Annotated in this window: 18 protein-coding genes and 5 tRNA genes; 4 read left to right on the top strand and 19 right to left on the bottom strand. The window is 38.6% G+C overall.

The genetic code is table 11. The features are described 5' to 3' along the window. Positions 1-6: 6 nt before the first annotated feature. From B4N43_RS18435 to B4N43_RS18415, 5 genes are all read right to left on the bottom strand, one after another. Entirely contained in the window at positions 7-717 is a 711-nt protein-coding gene (locus B4N43_RS18435) for a GLPGLI family protein (protein WP_070566299.1), read from the bottom strand. After that, the gene (locus B4N43_RS18430; protein ID WP_286735831.1) at positions 692-1,132 is read right to left on the bottom strand and encodes a MauE/DoxX family redox-associated membrane protein; all 441 of its coding nucleotides are present in this window, start codon (positions 1,130-1,132) and stop codon (positions 692-694) included. Before B4N43_RS18430 ends, B4N43_RS18435 begins: the two co-directional genes overlap by 26 nt. 4 nt (positions 1,133-1,136) lie before the next feature. Next, a complete protein-coding gene (locus B4N43_RS18425) occupies positions 1,137-2,201 on the bottom strand; it encodes a hypothetical protein (RefSeq protein ID WP_088160337.1) in 1,065 nt (354 codons plus the stop codon). 24 nt (positions 2,202-2,225) lie between these two features. Next, positions 2,226-2,456, bottom strand: coding sequence for a hypothetical protein (locus tag B4N43_RS18420; RefSeq protein WP_145329971.1), 231 nt, complete (start codon positions 2,454-2,456; stop codon positions 2,226-2,228). An 80-nt stretch (positions 2,457-2,536) separates the two neighbouring features. Then, a complete protein-coding gene (locus tag B4N43_RS18415) occupies positions 2,537-2,767 on the bottom strand; it encodes a hypothetical protein (RefSeq protein ID WP_075991178.1) in 231 nt (76 codons plus the stop codon). Between the two features lie 167 nt (positions 2,768-2,934). Here B4N43_RS18415 and B4N43_RS18410 point away from each other — a divergent pair, with 167 nt between their 5' ends. Beyond that, a complete protein-coding gene (locus tag B4N43_RS18410) occupies positions 2,935-3,576 on the top strand; it encodes a rhomboid family intramembrane serine protease (RefSeq protein ID WP_286735830.1) in 642 nt (213 codons plus the stop codon). Here the strand turns inward: B4N43_RS18410 and B4N43_RS18405 are convergent. Continuing rightward, on the bottom strand, positions 3,573-3,710 hold the full coding sequence (locus tag B4N43_RS18405; RefSeq protein ID WP_157625900.1) for a hypothetical protein: 138 nt from the start codon (positions 3,708-3,710) through the stop codon (positions 3,573-3,575). The two genes, B4N43_RS18410 and B4N43_RS18405, sit on opposite strands and share 4 nt — an antisense overlap. Before the next feature lie 161 nt (positions 3,711-3,871). Between B4N43_RS18405 and B4N43_RS18400 the strand changes: the two genes are divergently transcribed. Further along, a complete protein-coding gene (locus B4N43_RS18400; protein ID WP_075991176.1) occupies positions 3,872-4,192 on the top strand; it encodes a helix-turn-helix domain-containing protein in 321 nt (106 codons plus the stop codon). A gap of 20 nt (positions 4,193-4,212) precedes the next feature. Here B4N43_RS18400 and B4N43_RS18395 read toward each other — a convergent pair whose 3' ends face one another. The 9 genes from B4N43_RS18395 to B4N43_RS18355 all read right to left on the bottom strand — a co-directional run bounded on the left by B4N43_RS18395 (position 4,213) and on the right by B4N43_RS18355 (position 8,607). Continuing rightward, a complete protein-coding gene (locus B4N43_RS18395; RefSeq protein WP_088160336.1) occupies positions 4,213-5,793 on the bottom strand; it encodes a S41 family peptidase in 1,581 nt (526 codons plus the stop codon). Positions 5,794-5,862: 69 nt separating this feature from the next. After that, positions 5,863-6,408: a transcription termination/antitermination protein NusG gene (gene nusG, locus B4N43_RS18390; RefSeq protein ID WP_046672242.1), complete on the bottom strand. Its 546-nt coding sequence runs from the start codon at positions 6,406-6,408 to the stop codon at positions 5,863-5,865. A 20-nt stretch (positions 6,409-6,428) separates the two neighbouring features. Then, positions 6,429-6,623 (bottom strand): preprotein translocase subunit SecE, encoded by a 195-nt coding sequence (gene secE, locus B4N43_RS18385; protein ID WP_028072657.1) that lies wholly within the window; start codon positions 6,621-6,623, stop codon positions 6,429-6,431. A gap of 23 nt (positions 6,624-6,646) precedes the next feature. After that, a tRNA-Trp gene (locus tag B4N43_RS18380) sits at positions 6,647-6,717 on the bottom strand. Between the two features lie 163 nt (positions 6,718-6,880). Next, complete coding sequence (gene tuf / locus B4N43_RS18375; protein WP_075991174.1) at positions 6,881-8,065, bottom strand: elongation factor Tu; 1,185 nt, start codon at positions 8,063-8,065, stop codon at positions 6,881-6,883. Positions 8,066-8,137: 72 nt separating this feature from the next. Continuing rightward, positions 8,138-8,209: transfer RNA gene (locus B4N43_RS18370), tRNA-Thr, on the bottom strand. Positions 8,210-8,304: 95 nt separating this feature from the next. Continuing rightward, a tRNA-Gly gene (locus B4N43_RS18365) sits at positions 8,305-8,377 on the bottom strand. Between the two features lie 50 nt (positions 8,378-8,427). Then, positions 8,428-8,508: transfer RNA gene (locus tag B4N43_RS18360), tRNA-Tyr, on the bottom strand. 26 nt (positions 8,509-8,534) lie between these two features. Then, a tRNA-Thr gene (locus tag B4N43_RS18355) sits at positions 8,535-8,607 on the bottom strand. A 326-nt stretch (positions 8,608-8,933) separates the two neighbouring features. Between B4N43_RS18355 and B4N43_RS18350 the strand changes: the two genes are divergently transcribed. Beyond that, positions 8,934-10,097: a BamA/TamA family outer membrane protein gene (locus B4N43_RS18350; protein WP_286735829.1), complete on the top strand. Its 1,164-nt coding sequence runs from the start codon at positions 8,934-8,936 to the stop codon at positions 10,095-10,097. 189 nt (positions 10,098-10,286) lie between these two features. Here the strand turns inward: B4N43_RS18350 and B4N43_RS18345 are convergent, their stop codons facing one another. From B4N43_RS18345 to B4N43_RS18330, 4 genes are all read right to left on the bottom strand, one after another. Beyond that, positions 10,287-10,805: a hypothetical protein gene (locus B4N43_RS18345; RefSeq protein ID WP_075991172.1), complete on the bottom strand. Its 519-nt coding sequence runs from the start codon at positions 10,803-10,805 to the stop codon at positions 10,287-10,289. An 82-nt stretch (positions 10,806-10,887) separates the two neighbouring features. After that, positions 10,888-12,207, bottom strand: coding sequence for a sensor histidine kinase (locus B4N43_RS18340; RefSeq protein ID WP_286735828.1), 1,320 nt, complete (start codon positions 12,205-12,207; stop codon positions 10,888-10,890). A gap of 3 nt (positions 12,208-12,210) precedes the next feature. Next, the gene (locus B4N43_RS18335) at positions 12,211-13,572 is read right to left on the bottom strand and encodes a sigma-54-dependent transcriptional regulator (protein ID WP_070566332.1); all 1,362 of its coding nucleotides are present in this window, start codon (positions 13,570-13,572) and stop codon (positions 12,211-12,213) included. A gap of 32 nt (positions 13,573-13,604) precedes the next feature. Continuing rightward, positions 13,605-14,987 carry a TolC family protein gene (locus tag B4N43_RS18330; protein ID WP_158638948.1) on the bottom strand — a complete coding sequence of 461 codons (1,383 nt, stop codon included), beginning with the start codon at positions 14,985-14,987 and terminating at the stop codon, positions 13,605-13,607. A gap of 656 nt (positions 14,988-15,643) precedes the next feature. Here B4N43_RS18330 and B4N43_RS18325 point away from each other — a divergent pair. Continuing rightward, a complete protein-coding gene (locus B4N43_RS18325) occupies positions 15,644-16,897 on the top strand; it encodes an efflux RND transporter periplasmic adaptor subunit (protein WP_075991170.1) in 1,254 nt (417 codons plus the stop codon). The last annotated feature ends 35 nt before the right edge of the window (positions 16,898-16,932 follow it).

Here is a 16,932-nt window from a genome sequence, read left to right as displayed (position 1 = left end):
GTTGTCCTAATCAATAATATTTTCAGTTTTCATCTTTTTTAGCAAAGGGGCTACCTGTTCTCTATACTTGGCGTAAGAAATACCAGTCTTTTTCTGAGCTGCATTCATTTGATTTTCGATATTCTTGGAAAATGCCTCTTTTGTTATTTTATCGATTTTGATAACATAGTAATCATTCTCCAACAAAACTGCCAAACCCGGAAGTTTAGCTCCGATATAGGGTCCAAAACTAATCGGATAATCTTCACAAAACCATACTACGGTATTGAAAGGATCATTCTTAAGGACTGCTTTACGGCAATTAAAATTGCCAACTTTCATTATTTCCTGTTTTACATCCCATTGTAATACTGCCGGCGAGTCTCGCACCTTAAATTGCTTACCGCGGAATAGATCTTCAAAATATAGGTTACCGGCCTGATCATAAAAAGAGAATAAATGTTTGAATGGGGGAGGACCATCCAATCCAATTTCTTTCTGTTCCAAGAGGATTGATCTCCCCTTGGATACATCAACATACAATGCATATTGTACTTCGAAACCCTCAATCAAATCTTTATATCCTTGCAAAAACACTGGATCATTTACTTCTTGCTCCAATCTCGCATTGAGAGAAGAGGAAAGCAATGTTCCTTTATAGGTAATCTTATATTGATTTTGCGCAACACAAAGTAACGCATATATACAAAAACTAAACGATAACAATATTTTTTTCATATGTTGATTTTTTCACGAATAGAATACTAATCGCAGCCAAAATTATATAAATAAGATTAAGAGTTAAATGTTCCTTGAATGGTAATTGCGCCATAATACCACCACAGCCGCAGGAAGGATAAAAATAGTATAATTCTAATATAATAATATAGAGGGTATAAACTGAAACAAGAAGAATAGTCAAATAAAATCCTATTTTTCGATAGGCCAATAAGAAGAAAGCAACAATCAACTCCGCAACGATCACAGCTATCGCAAAATACTTCACGGAATTTACATAAAACAAATTAGTTCCAACTAATGTATCCATGAAAGTTTCAAAATTTTTAATCTTTTGATATACAGAAATCATGAGTAACACAAAAAGCCCAAATTGTATAACCGATACAATAAAATATAAAAGATATCTTTTCATAAAGTTATTTTTTGAAAAATAACGTAATCTTGGCATAACGACCAGACCTATATTTATCCCCAAATATTAAGCTAAACTTATCAGCCGTTAAATGATTGGTGAAGATGGGATAAGAATATTGAATGATATCAAAATCAAAATTGAGCTTAAAGCTATCTTTATATTTTCCTTCCACGAGATCATACCGATCATAAAGTATATAACTATTTTTAGTGCTGATAATATTTGTCCGTACATACAAAATATTGTCAAAGATTTCTAGACCTTTATACAACCCTTCCAGCTGTATATTGTATGCCTTATTGGACTTCCCCTTAAAATCAAAGGTATCTATAGTGGTAATTTCACGAACAAATCTTCCGTCTTGATCAAATTCATAAAAGCTTGATCGATTATCGAACACATACAGTATACGATCTTGGAATACATAAAATTTACCACCATAGACACCAGGGTCTCCATTAACGGGATCTTTAGTCTCAATTGCTTTTATCAATGTTTGAGTTTGTTGCAAGGTATCAATAAGGTAAAAACCCAATCTTTCATCCTTTACTCCTGTGGATAGCAAAATATCTGGTTTCTTGCTGAGCTTGGCTGTACTAATTACAGTATATCCATCAAAATTGACAATATTCAATTTTTCAGAAACTAAGTTATACGTACCAAAACTTTTTCCTTTTGTAGATGAATTATAGAAATATATACTATGTTCATCTTGTCCTATAACCAATCCAAAGGGATACTTTTTAGATACGTCCATTGTATGATGTTCAAGATTAGCAGCATCCCAATAATGAACTTGTTGATTACTCTCTTTGAGATAATACCGTTCCACACTGGAACTTGCTATTTGATACAGTTTATCACCGAAATCTGCAGGTTTTAATGATTTAGTATAAGGTACAGCCTCCAAATCATTTTGCAAATCACCGTAGATGGTCTTCCCTTCAATTTGAAGTGCATCACAAACAACAATATTTCGCTTTTCTAGTGCATTGAAGCTGCTTGGTGATTTTAAACCACAGGAAATCAACAACACTAAACTTGGTATTAACAATTGGATTTTCATTAGATGAATTTATATACTTAAATTTTACTGATTGTCTGAGGGTGTTGGTTGGGATTCCTCATCTGGCATTGGTTCAACATGAGAATTATCAGAACCTTTATAAACCAAACCCCACAGAATACAAGAAGATCCACTTCCTGGACAGATTCTAACACCATTGGAGGTAGAAGCATGGTCTTTCTCGTTTGTACCCGCATAGGAATGCATAGACAAAAATACACATACCATAACACATAATGTGCTTATAGTTTTCACTAAAATAATTTTCATAAAAAATAGCTTAAATTAAATACAGCCTTGTAGCCCTTAGCTACAAGACTTGTTATAAAATAGAGTTAGGCTCCTGGTTCAGCTGGTGTATCCTGAGATTCGTCGTCCTTTCCAATTTCAATAAAGCCACTACCGTCGCCTTTTTCAATTGCACCCCAAAGAACGCAACCTTTGCCATCACCAGGACATACTTTCACGCCTGCATTTGATGCTTTCACCAAATCAATCTTAGAAATACCTACAAGAGTAAATATTACCGCCAATAAGGCAAGAGAATTTTTTTTCACTGTTTTCATAAAATTAGAAATTATTTATTGAATCCTACTCTATTTTAAAGCTTTTTCGGCAACTGCTTCTGTTGATCAACGATACAAATTTGGGCATTACCCATTACATCCACCACAACCTGAGGTTGTATTTTAAAATTTATTAATTAACTTACAACGCAAATTAATAGTGTTTAATGAAATTCTTTGATATATTCCCAACTTTCGCCGAATCCCCCTATTCCTATATTGTCGTACCGATTATATTGGTATGCAGCATCATTGGATTTTATAATAAATCGTTTTTCCATGCACTGATCCTGCACCCCTACGAAATAGCAAGAGGTAAGCGTATTCATACTTTGCTTACCTCGGCTTTGATTCATCGCAACTGGATTCACCTCTTGTTTAATTGTATTGTAATTTTTGGATTAGGGTATGATATGTGTGCTGTCTTAAATCAAGCACACGGAATTACTATTGCTTACGTCTTTACTATATTTATTTTTCTCCTTCTTATAATCCTACCAAATCTCATCCAAACACTTTTTAAAAAGAAAGACTTCACATTTACCGCTGTGGGTTCATCTGGCCTTTCCTTTGGACTATTCGGTTTTTCTGCACTATTTTTCCCTTTGCAAAAAATGAATCATTTATTCATTCCATGGATTCATAATTCAACGCACTATTGGATATATGCTTTACTAACATCAGTACTACTTTCCCTCATCAAAATATCCAAAATAAATAGATCCTTACACTTGGTCGCATTTGTTCTTGGCTCCATATTAGCACTAATTATGAGCCCCTATGCTATCGAATTGAAAGACGCATTTTAAGGTTTAAGATAATTCCATATGGATTCTAACCAATTTGTATTTTTCTCACCCTCCCGCTCCGATCCTCCTTCAATCTCCAACACTTCATTTGCATCCAACTCGCTAACATTAATTTCTTTTAATTTCTTTTCCATGATATCTCAATATTTATTTTTATCAAAATTCATGGAAAAGAGGCTGAGCTACCACAACCTAGCGTTATAGACTATAACTAGAAGTTTTAACATCGAAAAACTTCACAACTTCAAGTTATATTTATTAAATTAGGCCATTCGATAATTTGGGTTTTTAAAGAATGGCAAGAGAAGAAATCGGAACAATTATTAGGCAGAAAAGAGAAAGTCTCAGGATATCACAGGAAGCTGTTGCATTCGTTTTGGAGATATCACAGGCTGCCTATTCAAAAATCGAACGCAATGAGACGAAGCTAAAGGTAGAGCAGGTATACAAAATAGCGGATTATTTTGGTATCACGATCTATGAACTTTTACCACCTGCTTTGGCTAGCGATATAACAGGAGAGAATATATTTGGCTTAATCTATCATTATAGCAAACTTGTTCTAAAGAAAATAATTGCCTTATTTCAAGGGAAACGATCTCAAAGTAAAGCCTAATCCCCCGCTTACACTTCTCCTTATTTTTTAATAGACTTCAACACCTTATCCAATACTGGATCTTTCCCCTTGATAACATCATCAACACTCCGCACGACAGGAATATCCGGCATGACACCCCGCCCCGCTTCGTTTACTTGATAATAAGGTTTGACATCCATTAGGCCAAAACGCCAACGCAGATGGGAGTTTGGAAGTTTCAGCACTGGAAGAACTCCCGCAACTGTGCCACTAGCTGCCCCACCTGTCTCCTCGCCCACAAACACAGCCCGCTTCCCAACTTTTAGATTTGTAGCAATTAAACTCGCAGCAGAAAAAGTACCGCCATCAATCAATACAAATAAATCACCGCGATAGCGACTGCCTTTTGATTTCTCGACTTTGCTCCCTGTAAGGTGGGTATAATTTATCCCATCTTTGGAAAAGCTCTTTGTCCAGGATACTACAGCACTTGGAATAATAAATGGTGATAAAATGGGATAAGACCAGCCCGGCAATCCTTTTACCTGATAAAACGGCAAGTTGAATTTTGAGCTGATAACTGCCGGCTGAACAAATTGGAATTTATCCTCTTCCACTAAGTAACTGTATAGTTCACGGACATCGGACAAACGTCCACCCAAATTGCCACGAAGATCCAAGATCAGGTATTGGACCGAATTAAGCTCCAGCCGATCAAAAATCCTTCTATAGGCTTCTTTTGGACGTCCATACGAAAAGTCAACCACTTTCAATAAAGCAACACTACTATCGCCTTTAACAGGGAAAGAGAGCTGTTTACTCATTCTTTTTAGGTTGGCATTATACCCAAAGATTTTACGCTGCTTTTTTTGATCACTTTTCTTCTGATCAGGTTGGCTCACTTTTTTAACAACCGTGGTCCTTATCCCTGATTTAGCCTTTGTATCGACACTGTCAAACCTTCTGACCACAGTCCGCTGATATGTACTATCGGCGCGAGAAAACAAAACCGAAATAGAATCTTTATACCCCAGTTCCAATTGGTAATACCGCGGTAATAAACGCTCAAAAGCCTGATCGATAAATGTCGTATTATAGCCGTCCGACGTAAAGGTTGGACGATATTTTGTGTACAGATTTTGTGGTTGTATCCCCTCAATAGAAAGAATTTTAGAGCCTGCTACCAAACTTGAATCTAACGTTCCATTTTTTGAGAGATAGAGTGTATTTTCCTGCCAATGAAATCCCAGTTGTGAAAAGGGCCCCTTACTTTTTTGATAACGGACTTTATCCTTACCTTTCGGGTCAAATTTGGAAATAAGGGGACTCAGCGTCATATGCCCCTGCCGAACTTGAGCCAGTACAGATGCTAATGCCAACTGAAACTGATTGGGCAATAATGGCTGGCGGATCGCCCTACGAAGGCTGTCGAACTTACCCTTTAACTGATCTTCTCGCACATATAGAAACAAGTCTGGATGCATTTTCCATAAGTTATGCTCAACATAGTTGATGTCTTGCTGCATAGCTTCCACCGCCAGGGGAGTTTCAATAAATCGATTGTACTTCTCGACATTTGCACAGCTCAGCAATGTCAGCACATACACCAATACGAATAGATAAATAGTTGGCCTTTTCATTTGTAGTAAGATACAAAAAAAGCCTTCCAATTTTCATGAAAAGCTTTTCTCTATCGTTAATTACTAATCTTACTCTTTTTCTACTTGCATGTAGTTTAGTTCAAGTGGCGTCTTACGACCGAAGACTTTCACCATCACGATTAATTTCTTTTTATCTTCGTGGACTTCTTCGATTTCTCCGGTAAATCCGTTGAAAGGACCGTCGTTGACTTTCACTGTTTCACCCACATAGTAAGGAACGTTAATGGTTTCACCTTGCTCGGCCATTTCATCCACTTTACCTAGGATACGATTTACTTCTGCTTGGCGCAAAGGAACCGCGTTACCAGCTTTATCGCCCAAGAAACCAATTACACTATTGATATTTTTGATGATGTGCTCTAACTCACCGTCAAGAGCTGCTTCTAATAAAACATAACCAGGATAGTAGTTACGTTCTTTAGCAACTTTCTTACCATCGCGCATCAAGTAGTATTTTTCCATTGGAATCAACACCTGAGGAATCAAGTGCTCAATACCTAAACGGCTAACTTCGGCATCAATATATTGCTTTACTTTCTTTTCTTTACCACTTACAGCACGAACTACGTACCACTTTAAACCTTGATCTGCCATAAATAAATACGATTGAAAAATTAAGAAGCAATACCGTACAAGAATTCTAACCCTACGCTTGAAGCTTTATCCATTACAAAGACAACCAATGCAATAAGAAGAGACGCAACAAGCACAATAACAGCTGAACTTTGTAACTGAGACCATGTAGGCCAAGTCACTTTCTCAGTGATCTCTACATAAGAGTCTTTAAAAAAATCAAGTACTTTTGCCATTTTAGTTTATCTGTTTTTATAAGCACGGGCACCAGGACTCGAACCCAGACCAAAGGTTTTGGAGACCTTCGTTCTACCTTTAAACTATGCCCGTGTATTTCTTATTTTGTGATGCAAATATAGTGTTTTAAACCACTTTCTGCAAATCTTTTTTCACTTTTTTTTATTCTAATCCGATAAATCGCTTATCGAAAAAATAAGCTAATCAACCTCAGTCGATTAGCTTATTCTATGTGATTCTAAATCTTTATTAAAGACTAGATAATTTCAGTTACCTGACCAGCACCTACTGTACGACCACCCTCACGGATAGCGAAACGTAGACCTTTTTCCATTGCAATAGCAGAAATTAATTTCACGCTGATTGTAACGTTATCACCTGGCATAACCATTTCAGTACCTTCTGGTAAAGAGATCTCTCCAGTTACGTCAGTTGTACGGAAATAGAATTGAGGACGGTATTTGTTGAAGAATGGAGTGTGACGACCACCTTCAGCTTTTGACAATACGTAAACCTCAGCTTTGAAATGATCGTGAGGAGTTACTGAACCTGGTTTACAGATAACCATACCACGTTTGATATCAGTTTTCTCAATACCACGTAACAATAAACCTACGTTATCACCAGCCTCACCGTAATCTAAGATTTTACGGAACATCTCAACACCTGTTACTGTAGATTTCAAGTTCTCAGCACCCATACCTAAGATCTCAACTGGATCACCAGAGTTGATTACACCTCTTTCGATACGACCTGTAGCAACTGTACCACGACCTGTGATCGAGAATACGTCTTCTACTGGCATCAAGAAAGGTAAGTCAGTCAAACGTGGAGGAATTGGAATGTAGTTATCTACAGCATCCATTAATTCCATGATTTTCTCAACCCACTCAGGCTCACCATTCAATGCACCTAAAGCAGAACCTTTGATTACAGGGATATCATCACCAGGGAATTCGTAGAATGATAATAACTCACGAACTTCCATTTCAACTAAGTCTAACAACTCAGGGTCATCAACTAAGTCAGTTTTGTTCATGAATACTACTAACGCAGGAACACCTACTTGGCGAGCCAACAAGATGTGCTCACGAGTTTGAGGCATAGGACCATCAGTCGCAGCAACTACGATGATAGCACCGTCCATTTGAGCAGCACCAGTTACCATGTTCTTAACGTAGTCAGCGTGACCTGGACAGTCAACGTGTGCATAGTGACGGTTAGCTGTAGAATATTCTACGTGTGCAGTATTGATTGTGATACCACGCTCTTTTTCTTCAGGAGCAGAGTCAATTGAATCAAATGAACGAGCTTCTGACAAACCTTTATCAGCCAATACTTTAGTGATAGCAGCTGTAGTTGTAGTTTTACCGTGGTCAACGTGACCGATAGTACCAATGTTTAAGTGTGGTTTACTACGGTCAAATTTCTCTTTTGCCATGTTTATGCGAATTAGTAATTATAAATTATTTCTATTTGTTATATACTCTTGCTTAACTTTTACACAAGTACGAGCCAAAGATGGGATTTGAACCCACGACCTCTTCCTTACCAAGGAAGTGCTCTACCCCTGAGCTACTTCGGCTTACTAAAAAACCTTATTTACGTATTAATGCCCCCACCTTTAGATACATTATTATCAAAGAAGATAGAGACTAAATTTAATACTTGAAAAATTTGAGCGGAAGACGAGGTTCGAACTCGCGACCTATAGCTTGGAAGGCTATCGCTCTACCAACTGAGCTACTTCCGCTTAATAATTAGAAACTAGAGTAAATCTAACACCCTAATTAAAATAAAGTGTGGAGGGAGAAGGATTCGAACCTTCGAAGCCGAAGCAACGGATTTACAGTCCGTCCCATTTGACCGCTCTGGAACCCCTCCAGACCTGTAACTTTCGTTACATTTAGAGCCTCTTATCGGAATCGAACCAATGACCTACTGATTACAAGTCAGTTGCTCTACCAGCTGAGCTAAAGAGGCTTCTAATATCTTTATTTAAACTTACATTCTATCAACGTCTGACCAAGCATTTCTACCTTTTCAGCGAGTGCAAATATCGAATTTACTTTTGATTTCTGCAAGTTTATTTTTTATTTTTTTTCATTTAAAGAACTAAGCAAACTTTTGTTGTTTTGAACCGTTGTTCCCTTGTTTGCTGATGCAAAGATAGACACAAAACTCACTTTACAAAAATATTTGTCAAAAAAAAAAGACAGTTTTTGGCAATTATACTGATATGCAGCACAATAATTTTTGGTTCCATATTTACCTGTTTTGGTTATTTGGCTAATATACTATCTTTGGGCATGCAAATTTTACCGCAATCACTTTCAAAACTTACCCGATACTCCGTACTATTTACGGTACTTTTAATGGGATCGGCCGAATTGAAAGCTCAAAATATTATTCAAAAATTGAGTAAAAAATTTCTTTCCGCTGAAAGAGATTCGACACGTTCCGGTAGTTTTATGGTTTTACCGGCCGTTGGTTATGCGCAGGAAACGGGAGTTGAATACGGCCTGGCGAGCGCGTATAATTTTTATCTGGACAAATCTGATCCCAAAATCCGCACCTCCACCGTCACGGTCATGGGAACCTTTACATCCAATAGTCAGTCCAACTTCAAACTACAGACCGATCTTTGGACTAAAAACAACGACTACCATCTGATTAGTGAAATACGCTACCGTAATTGGCCCTTTAACTATTATGGCGTCGGTATGGACACTTGGAAAGCCGATGAAGAACGCATTGATCAAAAATTATTTCGCGTCAAACTCGAAGCTGAGAAAAAAATCAGCAACAACCTGTATTCAGGTATCAACATTCAATACGATAACTTCACCATTCGTAGCGACAGTGCCGATCGTATTTTCAATCATTCCGATCTTATTGGGAAGCATGGCGGACAACAGCTACTCATAGGTCTTTCGCAATTGTTTGACAATAGGGACAACGTTTCTTATACAACAAAGGGGTATTATGCTAAATTGCGGCTAGCCTATGCTCCAAAGTTATGGACAAGTACTGATTTTACGGGGGCAAACCTCGATGTAGATCTCCGTGGCTTTATTCCACTGCACAACCAAGTCACGCTGGCTCTGCAAGGAATCTTTCGTTCCACATTTGGAAAAACCGTCCCATTTTACAACTACCGTGAGCTCGGTGGAGACATGATGATGCGCGGTTATTACCTCGGACGTTATCGGGACAAGAATTATCTTGCCTCACAGGCTGAACTGCGTTATCGTTTCCATCCACGCTTTGGCATCGTTGGATTTTCAGGACTCGGATCGACCTTTTCCAAAGAAAATAGCAGCCGATATGTCGCAAGTTATGGTGGTGGTTTACGCTACTTCTTTAGTCTCGAACACAATAGCAGCATACGCTTTGATTATTCTTTTGGTGAACAAAGACCTGGAGAAAAGCGACAGTCGGGTTTCTATCTGTCCCTAAGTGAAGCTTTTTAATAAACAAGAGCATCCATATAGGCATGGATGCTCTTGTTTATTCTTGCCTAATGACATCCACTTTTTCCTCTCCTCTCTACTGCCCTAAAACTTCTGCTAAAATAGTTGATGCCCAACGGAACGCGGTAGATGACTGACCATCGACAGTCAAAAAGAGGTCGGAACAGAAGCCTAGATCGGAACAGCAGCTTAAAATCGAATCAGGAAATTCTCTTTTCGCTGTCCTTTTCTAAAGTAAACCAACCCAATTCGGTATAGATCTATCGTAACTACACTATGATCATCCTCCTTCAGCTTATTCCAATAGACTTCCCTTTTCACTGATAAATGGGGCTCGTTTATAATTAATAGATCTCGATCCCCAATATTTTCCAAAAAATTCAGGTCAAGATCGTCCTGGTCAATATAATAAATATGTCGGTACGCATAACGTCCACATTGGTCGTGCAAAAGACTCCTATAACTTTCGCGCGGATGATCGGCCCAGTAGCTAAAATTGTCGTAAGCAAATGTCCTTAATAATCGATCGATTAATGCATACTTTTTCTGTTCTACCTTGCTCTCGTTTTGAATAGTTTGTGGTAATTCTGAAACGCTCGCTTTGGATGTCTTTTGATAAATTACTTCGTCTACCAATTTATAAACAAAAGGAGAATGGGTCCCATGGCGACTATGGGATACAAAATAATGTCGCCAATACTTAAGCATGTAGTTCATTTCGCTGCAAACATCGCTAAATTTTATGATTTTTCACATGGAACATTAGGTTTTAGTTTGCAGGAATGCCCTCCTAAAACTGAAGCACAAAAACACTCCCCTCGCCTTCTGTACTATTGAGGAAAATAGTTCCCTTGTGCAAAAGCATAATCTGTTTGCTCAGGGTAAGGCCGACCCCTGTACCCGTCTTCTTCGTTGTAAAAAATGGTGTAAAGATCTGCTCCTGAAGATCAGCAGGAATTCCTGCCCCGTTATCTTCAATCCGAATCTGCACCTTTCCGTCTACTTCAAGAGCAGATAAACTAATATAGGCTTCTTCCCTATTTTTAACCGCATCTATTGCATTCAACATTAAGTTGATAATAACCTGCTCGATCAAATTGACATCGGCAGATAAGATTAGCCGTGTATTTTTCAGAATAATATCGACATCAATATTTTTCTGGATCAAGGTTGGTTCAAGCAGCTGATAGATATGCTCAAATAACTGCGAAATTTGGATCGGCGCTAGCTGAGGCTGATCGACTTTATTGATCATACGATAACTCTTCGCAAAATGTAAAAGTCCTTCGCTACGACGTTTGATGGTGGAAATACCTGTTTTTAGATCATCAATATCTTCAGCTCCTTTAAAATGGTCCAAACGACCGTTTAAGGTTTCAGCAAGTGAGCTGATCGGAGCGATGGAATTCATGATTTCATGTGTCAGTACACGTAATAATTTATGCCATGCCTTTGTCTCAGTCTCATCAATTGCTTCGTTGATATTTTGGTACACCACAATGCGAAACAAAGCGTCCTGTGTCTCAAAGCTTGAGCTCTGAATCAATAATTTTATTTTTCCTTTACTTGACTGAACGGACTCCATCTGCTGCTGTCCATTTTCAAGCAACATGGTTTTTTCATAAAGATCATTGTTTTTTTTCTTCAATCCCGTGATATTTCCAAGGTGTGGCAAATGAAATAGCTGTTTGAAAGCTTCATTTACCCACATGACCTTACCACTATCCATCTCATAAAAGATAATCGCCGAATTCAGCATATTGATCACACGATCCAGGTATTGGTGCTGAATCTCCTGCTTAATGCTGATCTCCTTATAAGTCTCGTTGATCTGATTAAAGGCCATAAAAAGCTGCCCTTCCACTGACTTTGTATTTTTCACCAAGAAGCGTCTGGTAAAGTCGCGGTATTTGACCGCTTCGGAAAACTCAATCAGCTGCCTGGCCAAAAAATTATACTGTGCATATAGGTTAAAACCCAGGTATAGCATCATACAAAAGATCAAAGCCGCCTGTACATATTCTCTTTTAAGTAGCAAATAAGCGCTCACAAGTGCTGCTACCAGCAGTAAGATAACCTTGATTGCATTTAAGATTTTTCCGTGCCTCATCGACTAAATATCATATTTCTCCAAACGTCTATAAAGTGCCGCCCTGGTAAGCCCTAATTCTTTTGCAGCTTTACTGATATTTCCGTTATAACGTTCAATCGCCGATTTGATTGCTTTACGTTCCAATTCTTCCAGATTTTGACTGCTGGGACTGGATTCGACAACGCGGTTATCTATTTGTTGTTCTATTGGCGAGAAAAAAAGATCATTTCCAGCTATACTGAGCTGATCAGCCATAATAACAGCACGCTCGATGCTGTATTGGAGTTCTCGGACGTTGCCGGGAAAATGATATGCGCACATTTTTTTTACCGCATCTGGTTCAAAGCCTTCAATCCGCTTATTGTATTTCTTCGAATAAATATCGAGAAAATGATTAGCCAATAGCTTGATATCCTCTCCTCGTTCACGTAAGGGCGGTACCTGAATTTCAACGGTATTGATCCGATAAATTAAGTCTTTTCGAAAACGGCTTTCATCTGCAAGCTGTTTCAATGGCACATTGGTTGCTGAGATCAAGCGTATATCCACCGATATTGGTTGATAGGAACCCAACGGTGTAACCTGTCTATTCTGCAGTACGGTTAACAGTTTGGCTTGTTGCTGCAAAGAGATATTACCAATTTCATCGAGGAACAATGTTCCCCCATTTGCAGCTTCGAATCGACCTTGGCGGTCTTCACGTGCATCTGTAAATGCGCCCTTCTTATAACCGAAAAGCTCACTTTCAAATAACGTTTCTGTCAGCGCCCCGACGTCAACCTTTACATAAGTCCGATCTGAACGTAAGGATCTTCGCTGAATGGCTTGAGCAATCAGGTCTTTCCCGGTCCCATTTTCACCTAATATTAATATATTCGCATCTGTGGGGGCAATTTTCTCCAATTTATATTGCAATTCGTCCATAACAATGGAATTACCAATCAAATCAGGACTGCTCCCACTACTGAGCAAGGAACTTTTACTTTTCTTTTCTTTATTTTTTGATTCGGCAAGAGCGCTTTCTATCGTTGCCAATAATTGCTCATTTTCCCAAGGTTTCACGACAAAATCCGATGCTCCCTGTTTCAGCGATTTTACAGCGAGATCAACAGCTCCATAAGCGGTAATCATAATGACATGTACCTGTGGAAACTTTTCTTTGATCCGGGACAACCAATATAATCCCTCATTACCGGTATTAATCGTACTTTTAAAATTCATATCTAAAAGCACCAGATCATAAGGTGTCTTCTCCAGATGTGCTATTAGATTCTCCGGATTGGGTTCAACTTGAATATGACTAACTTTAGGTTTAAGCAAGATTCTTGCCGCAGTTAATAAGTCCTGGTCATCATCAACGACTAAAATAGATGCTTTTTTCATACTTCCTGACTTCATTGAAGATACTAAGATAACTATAAATTCAACGAGCCTGCGTAATAATCATTGATATATTTTTGCAGCAGCCATTCATACTGTTTGACGACCAATTGAATCTGGCTGTTATCGAATTTATTTTTTGCGGTCAAAAAAATCACTGAATTACTGTTTCCCAATTCGAAAACTACCTTGGCAATACGAAAAGATTCCGCGTAGTTTTCATTTTGACTACGTAATTGTGTAATCATGTTACTTGCATTCTGCAAGTTAAAAACCGCATTGGACGTCGCCGACCGCAAAACATTTTGTTGGATCTCTTTTTGAAATCTAGCCGTCTGCAGATCTAATTTTGCCAAGCGGACGTTGTTATAAACTTGCAAATGATTAAAAATCGGAACAGAAAGATTGAGAGAAATATACTTTCCTACGTTATTACGCATTTGTGACCAATACGTTCCCTGAATTCCCAATTTAGAATAATTTGACCCTAAACCAGCGCTCAGACTCAATGACGGATAATAGTATGATTTTGCAATCTTAATATCCCGCTCCGCCACTTTGATCCGATAATCCAGCGCCTGTATATCGGGCAATTGATCAACGGCCATTTCATAGAGCTGTTTCGCATCCAGTCGTTGCCCGCTTTCTTTTATTCCGAGGTTATCCAATTCGCCCAATTGATTTTCATCCATATTTAGTAAGGCAGCAAGCTTCACGCGGCTACTGTATAGTAACTGACGATTATTTTCAATCGTGTTGACATCATTTGCCAGTTGTCCTTTCAGATCAAAGTAATCCCCAGGATTAATTGCACCTTCCTTATGCATACTCTCCGCACGTCTGACCTGTTCTCGGGTTACTTCAGTCTGCATTTCTGATTGCCGCAATATATCCTGAGCAGTTAAGCTTTGGATATAAGCGGTAATAACGTCCAGTTTTAACGCATTAATCTGCGTATCAAAAGTCAATTTACCGGCAGTCTTTGCATCAGCACGCATCCGGATATCGTGAAATAAACGGAACCCTCTAAATATTGGAAGGCTTGCGCCCAAAGAAAAATTTCCTGTTGAGTTGTTGGATGAAATATATTGAAGGGTCGAATTATCCTGAGATCTTCCTGATGTTAGGCTATGTTGTAGGCTTGCATCAACATCGGGAAGTCTATTCGCTTTAGCCTGTGCTAAATTCACCTCCGCACGTCTCACATCGAGTTCATTCTGCAATAAGGTTGGATTGGCCTTTATTGCCAACTGAATACACTCAGCTAAGCTCCGCTTGGTAATTTGTTTATCGTCGACCGCTGCAATTGTTGCTGTGCCAGCCACTCTTTCCGTTAGTCGCTGCTCCGTCTGTTGCGCCCCTGCCTTGGCATAACTCAATAAAAAGCATAATGTACTATATATATAGACTCTCTTCATATCCATTTTTTATTTTCTTGCTGACCATCGCCATGCCAAACAACAAAAACACTAACTATCAAATAGATACAAAAAACATATTTTCAAAAATGTTCATTAATGAACAGTCGGTGTGCGTAGTTGGACAATAGCAAAGACAAACTGTATAAATAGCAGAATAATTCAAATCAAGTTCGATAGTTATTCTTCCATTCAATGGATATCAGTCGGAGCTTGTTCGGACTTTTTTCGGTCACAACCGAAGAAGCACCGAAGAAGTACCGAACAAGCTCCGACTAAGCACCGACTAAGCACCGAACAAGGGTCGAGTAAATAACGAAAGTAATATAGTTAAATCCTAAATTTTAACAGACCATTTTTACCAACCTTTAGGACCGATCGGTCAATATAGCGACCTACCTCTTACCTAAGTTACCCCAACAGAGTAACCTTTGCCCCACCGGAACTAATGTGCTTCACGGCAGTTAGCTTATATTTGCTAAAAGTGCTTCAGTTGACGCCCAAAACAGCAAAAAACTTCCAGTTGTACGCCTTCGTACAAGAAGTGTCCGCTATCGAACACCAAGCTTAAAACTAAACAAAACAAGAACCTATCAATCAATAATTTACATTCTTGGCACAGCTTTCATAGTTACATACAAAATTGATATTAAATTATGGACAGACCTTTAGAAAAGAAGAAGTGGAATAGCAAACGTATCATGACTATTGTGGGGGTTGCTGGCTTAGTTGGATTGATCAGCGCCAGTTTCTATTTTACCTCCGGCAAAAGCAAACTGAATGTTGAAGCTGACCGCATCTCTATCGTCGAAATAAAAAATGGAAACTTTCAGGAATTTATCCCTATAAATGGCACTGTGCTTCCTATTAGCAGCATATACCTCGACGCTTCTGTCGGTGGACGTGTAGAAGAAAAGTTTGTAGAAGATGGCGCTATCTTAAAAAAAGGGGATGCAATCATGCGTCTTTCCAATACCGATCAGGAGCTTACCTTGGTACAACAAGAAACACAAGTGCTGAATCTATTGACACAGTCCCAAATAGCGCAGACCAATGCACAACAAGCATCGATTAACAACCGCAACCAAATGGCTGATGTAGAACAAGCCTATAGAGAAGCAGAACGTGTCTATAACCTCAATAAAAAATTACTCGCTGAGAAAGCCATTGGCACACAAGAGTTCGAAAAATCAAAGAACGAATACAACTATCAAAAAGAGCGGGTCAACTTGACCAAACAGATCCTAAAACAGGACGAAATCTCCAATGCGCAAAAAACTAATCAGGATAAGCAAACTTATCAACGTACACAGAGTGCATTGGAACTGATGAAAAGAAAAATTGGTGATCTGATCGTTAGAGCGCCTGTTGACGGACAATTGACAGCTTTCGATGCAGAAATCGGACAAAACAAAAATGCAGGAGAACGATTGGGACAAATCGATGTTTTGACAGGATTCAAAGTGCGTGCTGATATTGACGAACATTATATCAACCGTATTTTCCCAGATCTACAAGGTGAATTTTCTATCGGTGAAAAAACCTACAAACTCCGTATCAAGAAAGTCTATACACAAGTTACCAATGGACGCTTCCAGGTTGACATGGAATTTATCAATGATGTTCCAAAAGGGATTCGTCGTGGACAAACTTTGCAGATACGTTTAGCGTTAAGTGACGAGACAAAAGCATTATTACTGGCAAAAGGAGGATTCTATCAACAGACCGGTGGTAATTGGATCTTCAAATTGGATAAAAATGGAAGCACAGCGTATCGTGTGGATATCCAACTAGGAAGACAGAATCCGGAATATTATGAGGTCATCAAAGGTCTACAACCTGGAGATAAAGTTATTGTATCAAGCTACGAAACGTATGACAAGGTACAGGAGCTGAATATTAAAAAATAAAAATCGCATAGCGGCTATTGAAAAGACAATGCATG

Origin of the sequence: Sphingobacterium sp. UBA1897 (assembly GCF_002337775.1) — a bacterium.
GTDB lineage: Bacteria > Bacteroidota > Bacteroidia > Sphingobacteriales > Sphingobacteriaceae > Sphingobacterium > Sphingobacterium siyangense.
The sequence above is the reverse complement of the archived record's forward strand: the minus strand, read 5'-3'. Positions and strand labels throughout refer to the sequence as shown.

Coding starts and splice junctions, on each gene's coding strand:
- B4N43_RS18435 (WP_070566299.1), bottom strand. CDS start 717: ATGAAAAAAATATTGTTATCGTTTAGTTTTTGTATATATGCGTTACTT.
- B4N43_RS18430 (WP_286735831.1), bottom strand. CDS start 1,132: ATGAAAAGATATCTTTTATATTTTATTGTATCGGTTATACAATTTGGG.
- B4N43_RS18425 (WP_088160337.1), bottom strand. CDS start 2,201: ATGAAAATCCAATTGTTAATACCAAGTTTAGTGTTGTTGATTTCCTGT.
- B4N43_RS18415 (WP_075991178.1), bottom strand. CDS start 2,767: ATGAAAACAGTGAAAAAAAATTCTCTTGCCTTATTGGCGGTAATATTT.
- B4N43_RS18410 (WP_286735830.1), top strand. CDS start 2,935: ATGAAATTCTTTGATATATTCCCAACTTTCGCCGAATCCCCCTATTCC.
- B4N43_RS18405 (WP_157625900.1), bottom strand. CDS start 3,710: ATGGAAAAGAAATTAAAAGAAATTAATGTTAGCGAGTTGGATGCAAAT.
- B4N43_RS18400 (WP_075991176.1), top strand. CDS start 3,872: ATGGCAAGAGAAGAAATCGGAACAATTATTAGGCAGAAAAGAGAAAGT.
- B4N43_RS18395 (WP_088160336.1), bottom strand. CDS start 5,793: ATGAAAAGGCCAACTATTTATCTATTCGTATTGGTGTATGTGCTGACA.
- nusG (WP_046672242.1), bottom strand. CDS start 6,408: ATGGCAGATCAAGGTTTAAAGTGGTACGTAGTTCGTGCTGTAAGTGGT.
- secE (WP_028072657.1), bottom strand. CDS start 6,623: ATGGCAAAAGTACTTGATTTTTTTAAAGACTCTTATGTAGAGATCACT.
- tuf (WP_075991174.1), bottom strand. CDS start 8,065: ATGGCAAAAGAGAAATTTGACCGTAGTAAACCACACTTAAACATTGGT.
- B4N43_RS18350 (WP_286735829.1), top strand. CDS start 8,934: ATGCAAATTTTACCGCAATCACTTTCAAAACTTACCCGATACTCCGTA.
- B4N43_RS18345 (WP_075991172.1), bottom strand. CDS start 10,805: ATGCTTAAGTATTGGCGACATTATTTTGTATCCCATAGTCGCCATGGG.
- B4N43_RS18340 (WP_286735828.1), bottom strand. CDS start 12,207: ATGAGGCACGGAAAAATCTTAAATGCAATCAAGGTTATCTTACTGCTG.
- B4N43_RS18335 (WP_070566332.1), bottom strand. CDS start 13,572: ATGAAAAAAGCATCTATTTTAGTCGTTGATGATGACCAGGACTTATTA.
- B4N43_RS18330 (WP_158638948.1), bottom strand. CDS start 14,987: ATGAAGAGAGTCTATATATATAGTACATTATGCTTTTTATTGAGTTAT.
- B4N43_RS18325 (WP_075991170.1), top strand. CDS start 15,644: ATGGACAGACCTTTAGAAAAGAAGAAGTGGAATAGCAAACGTATCATG.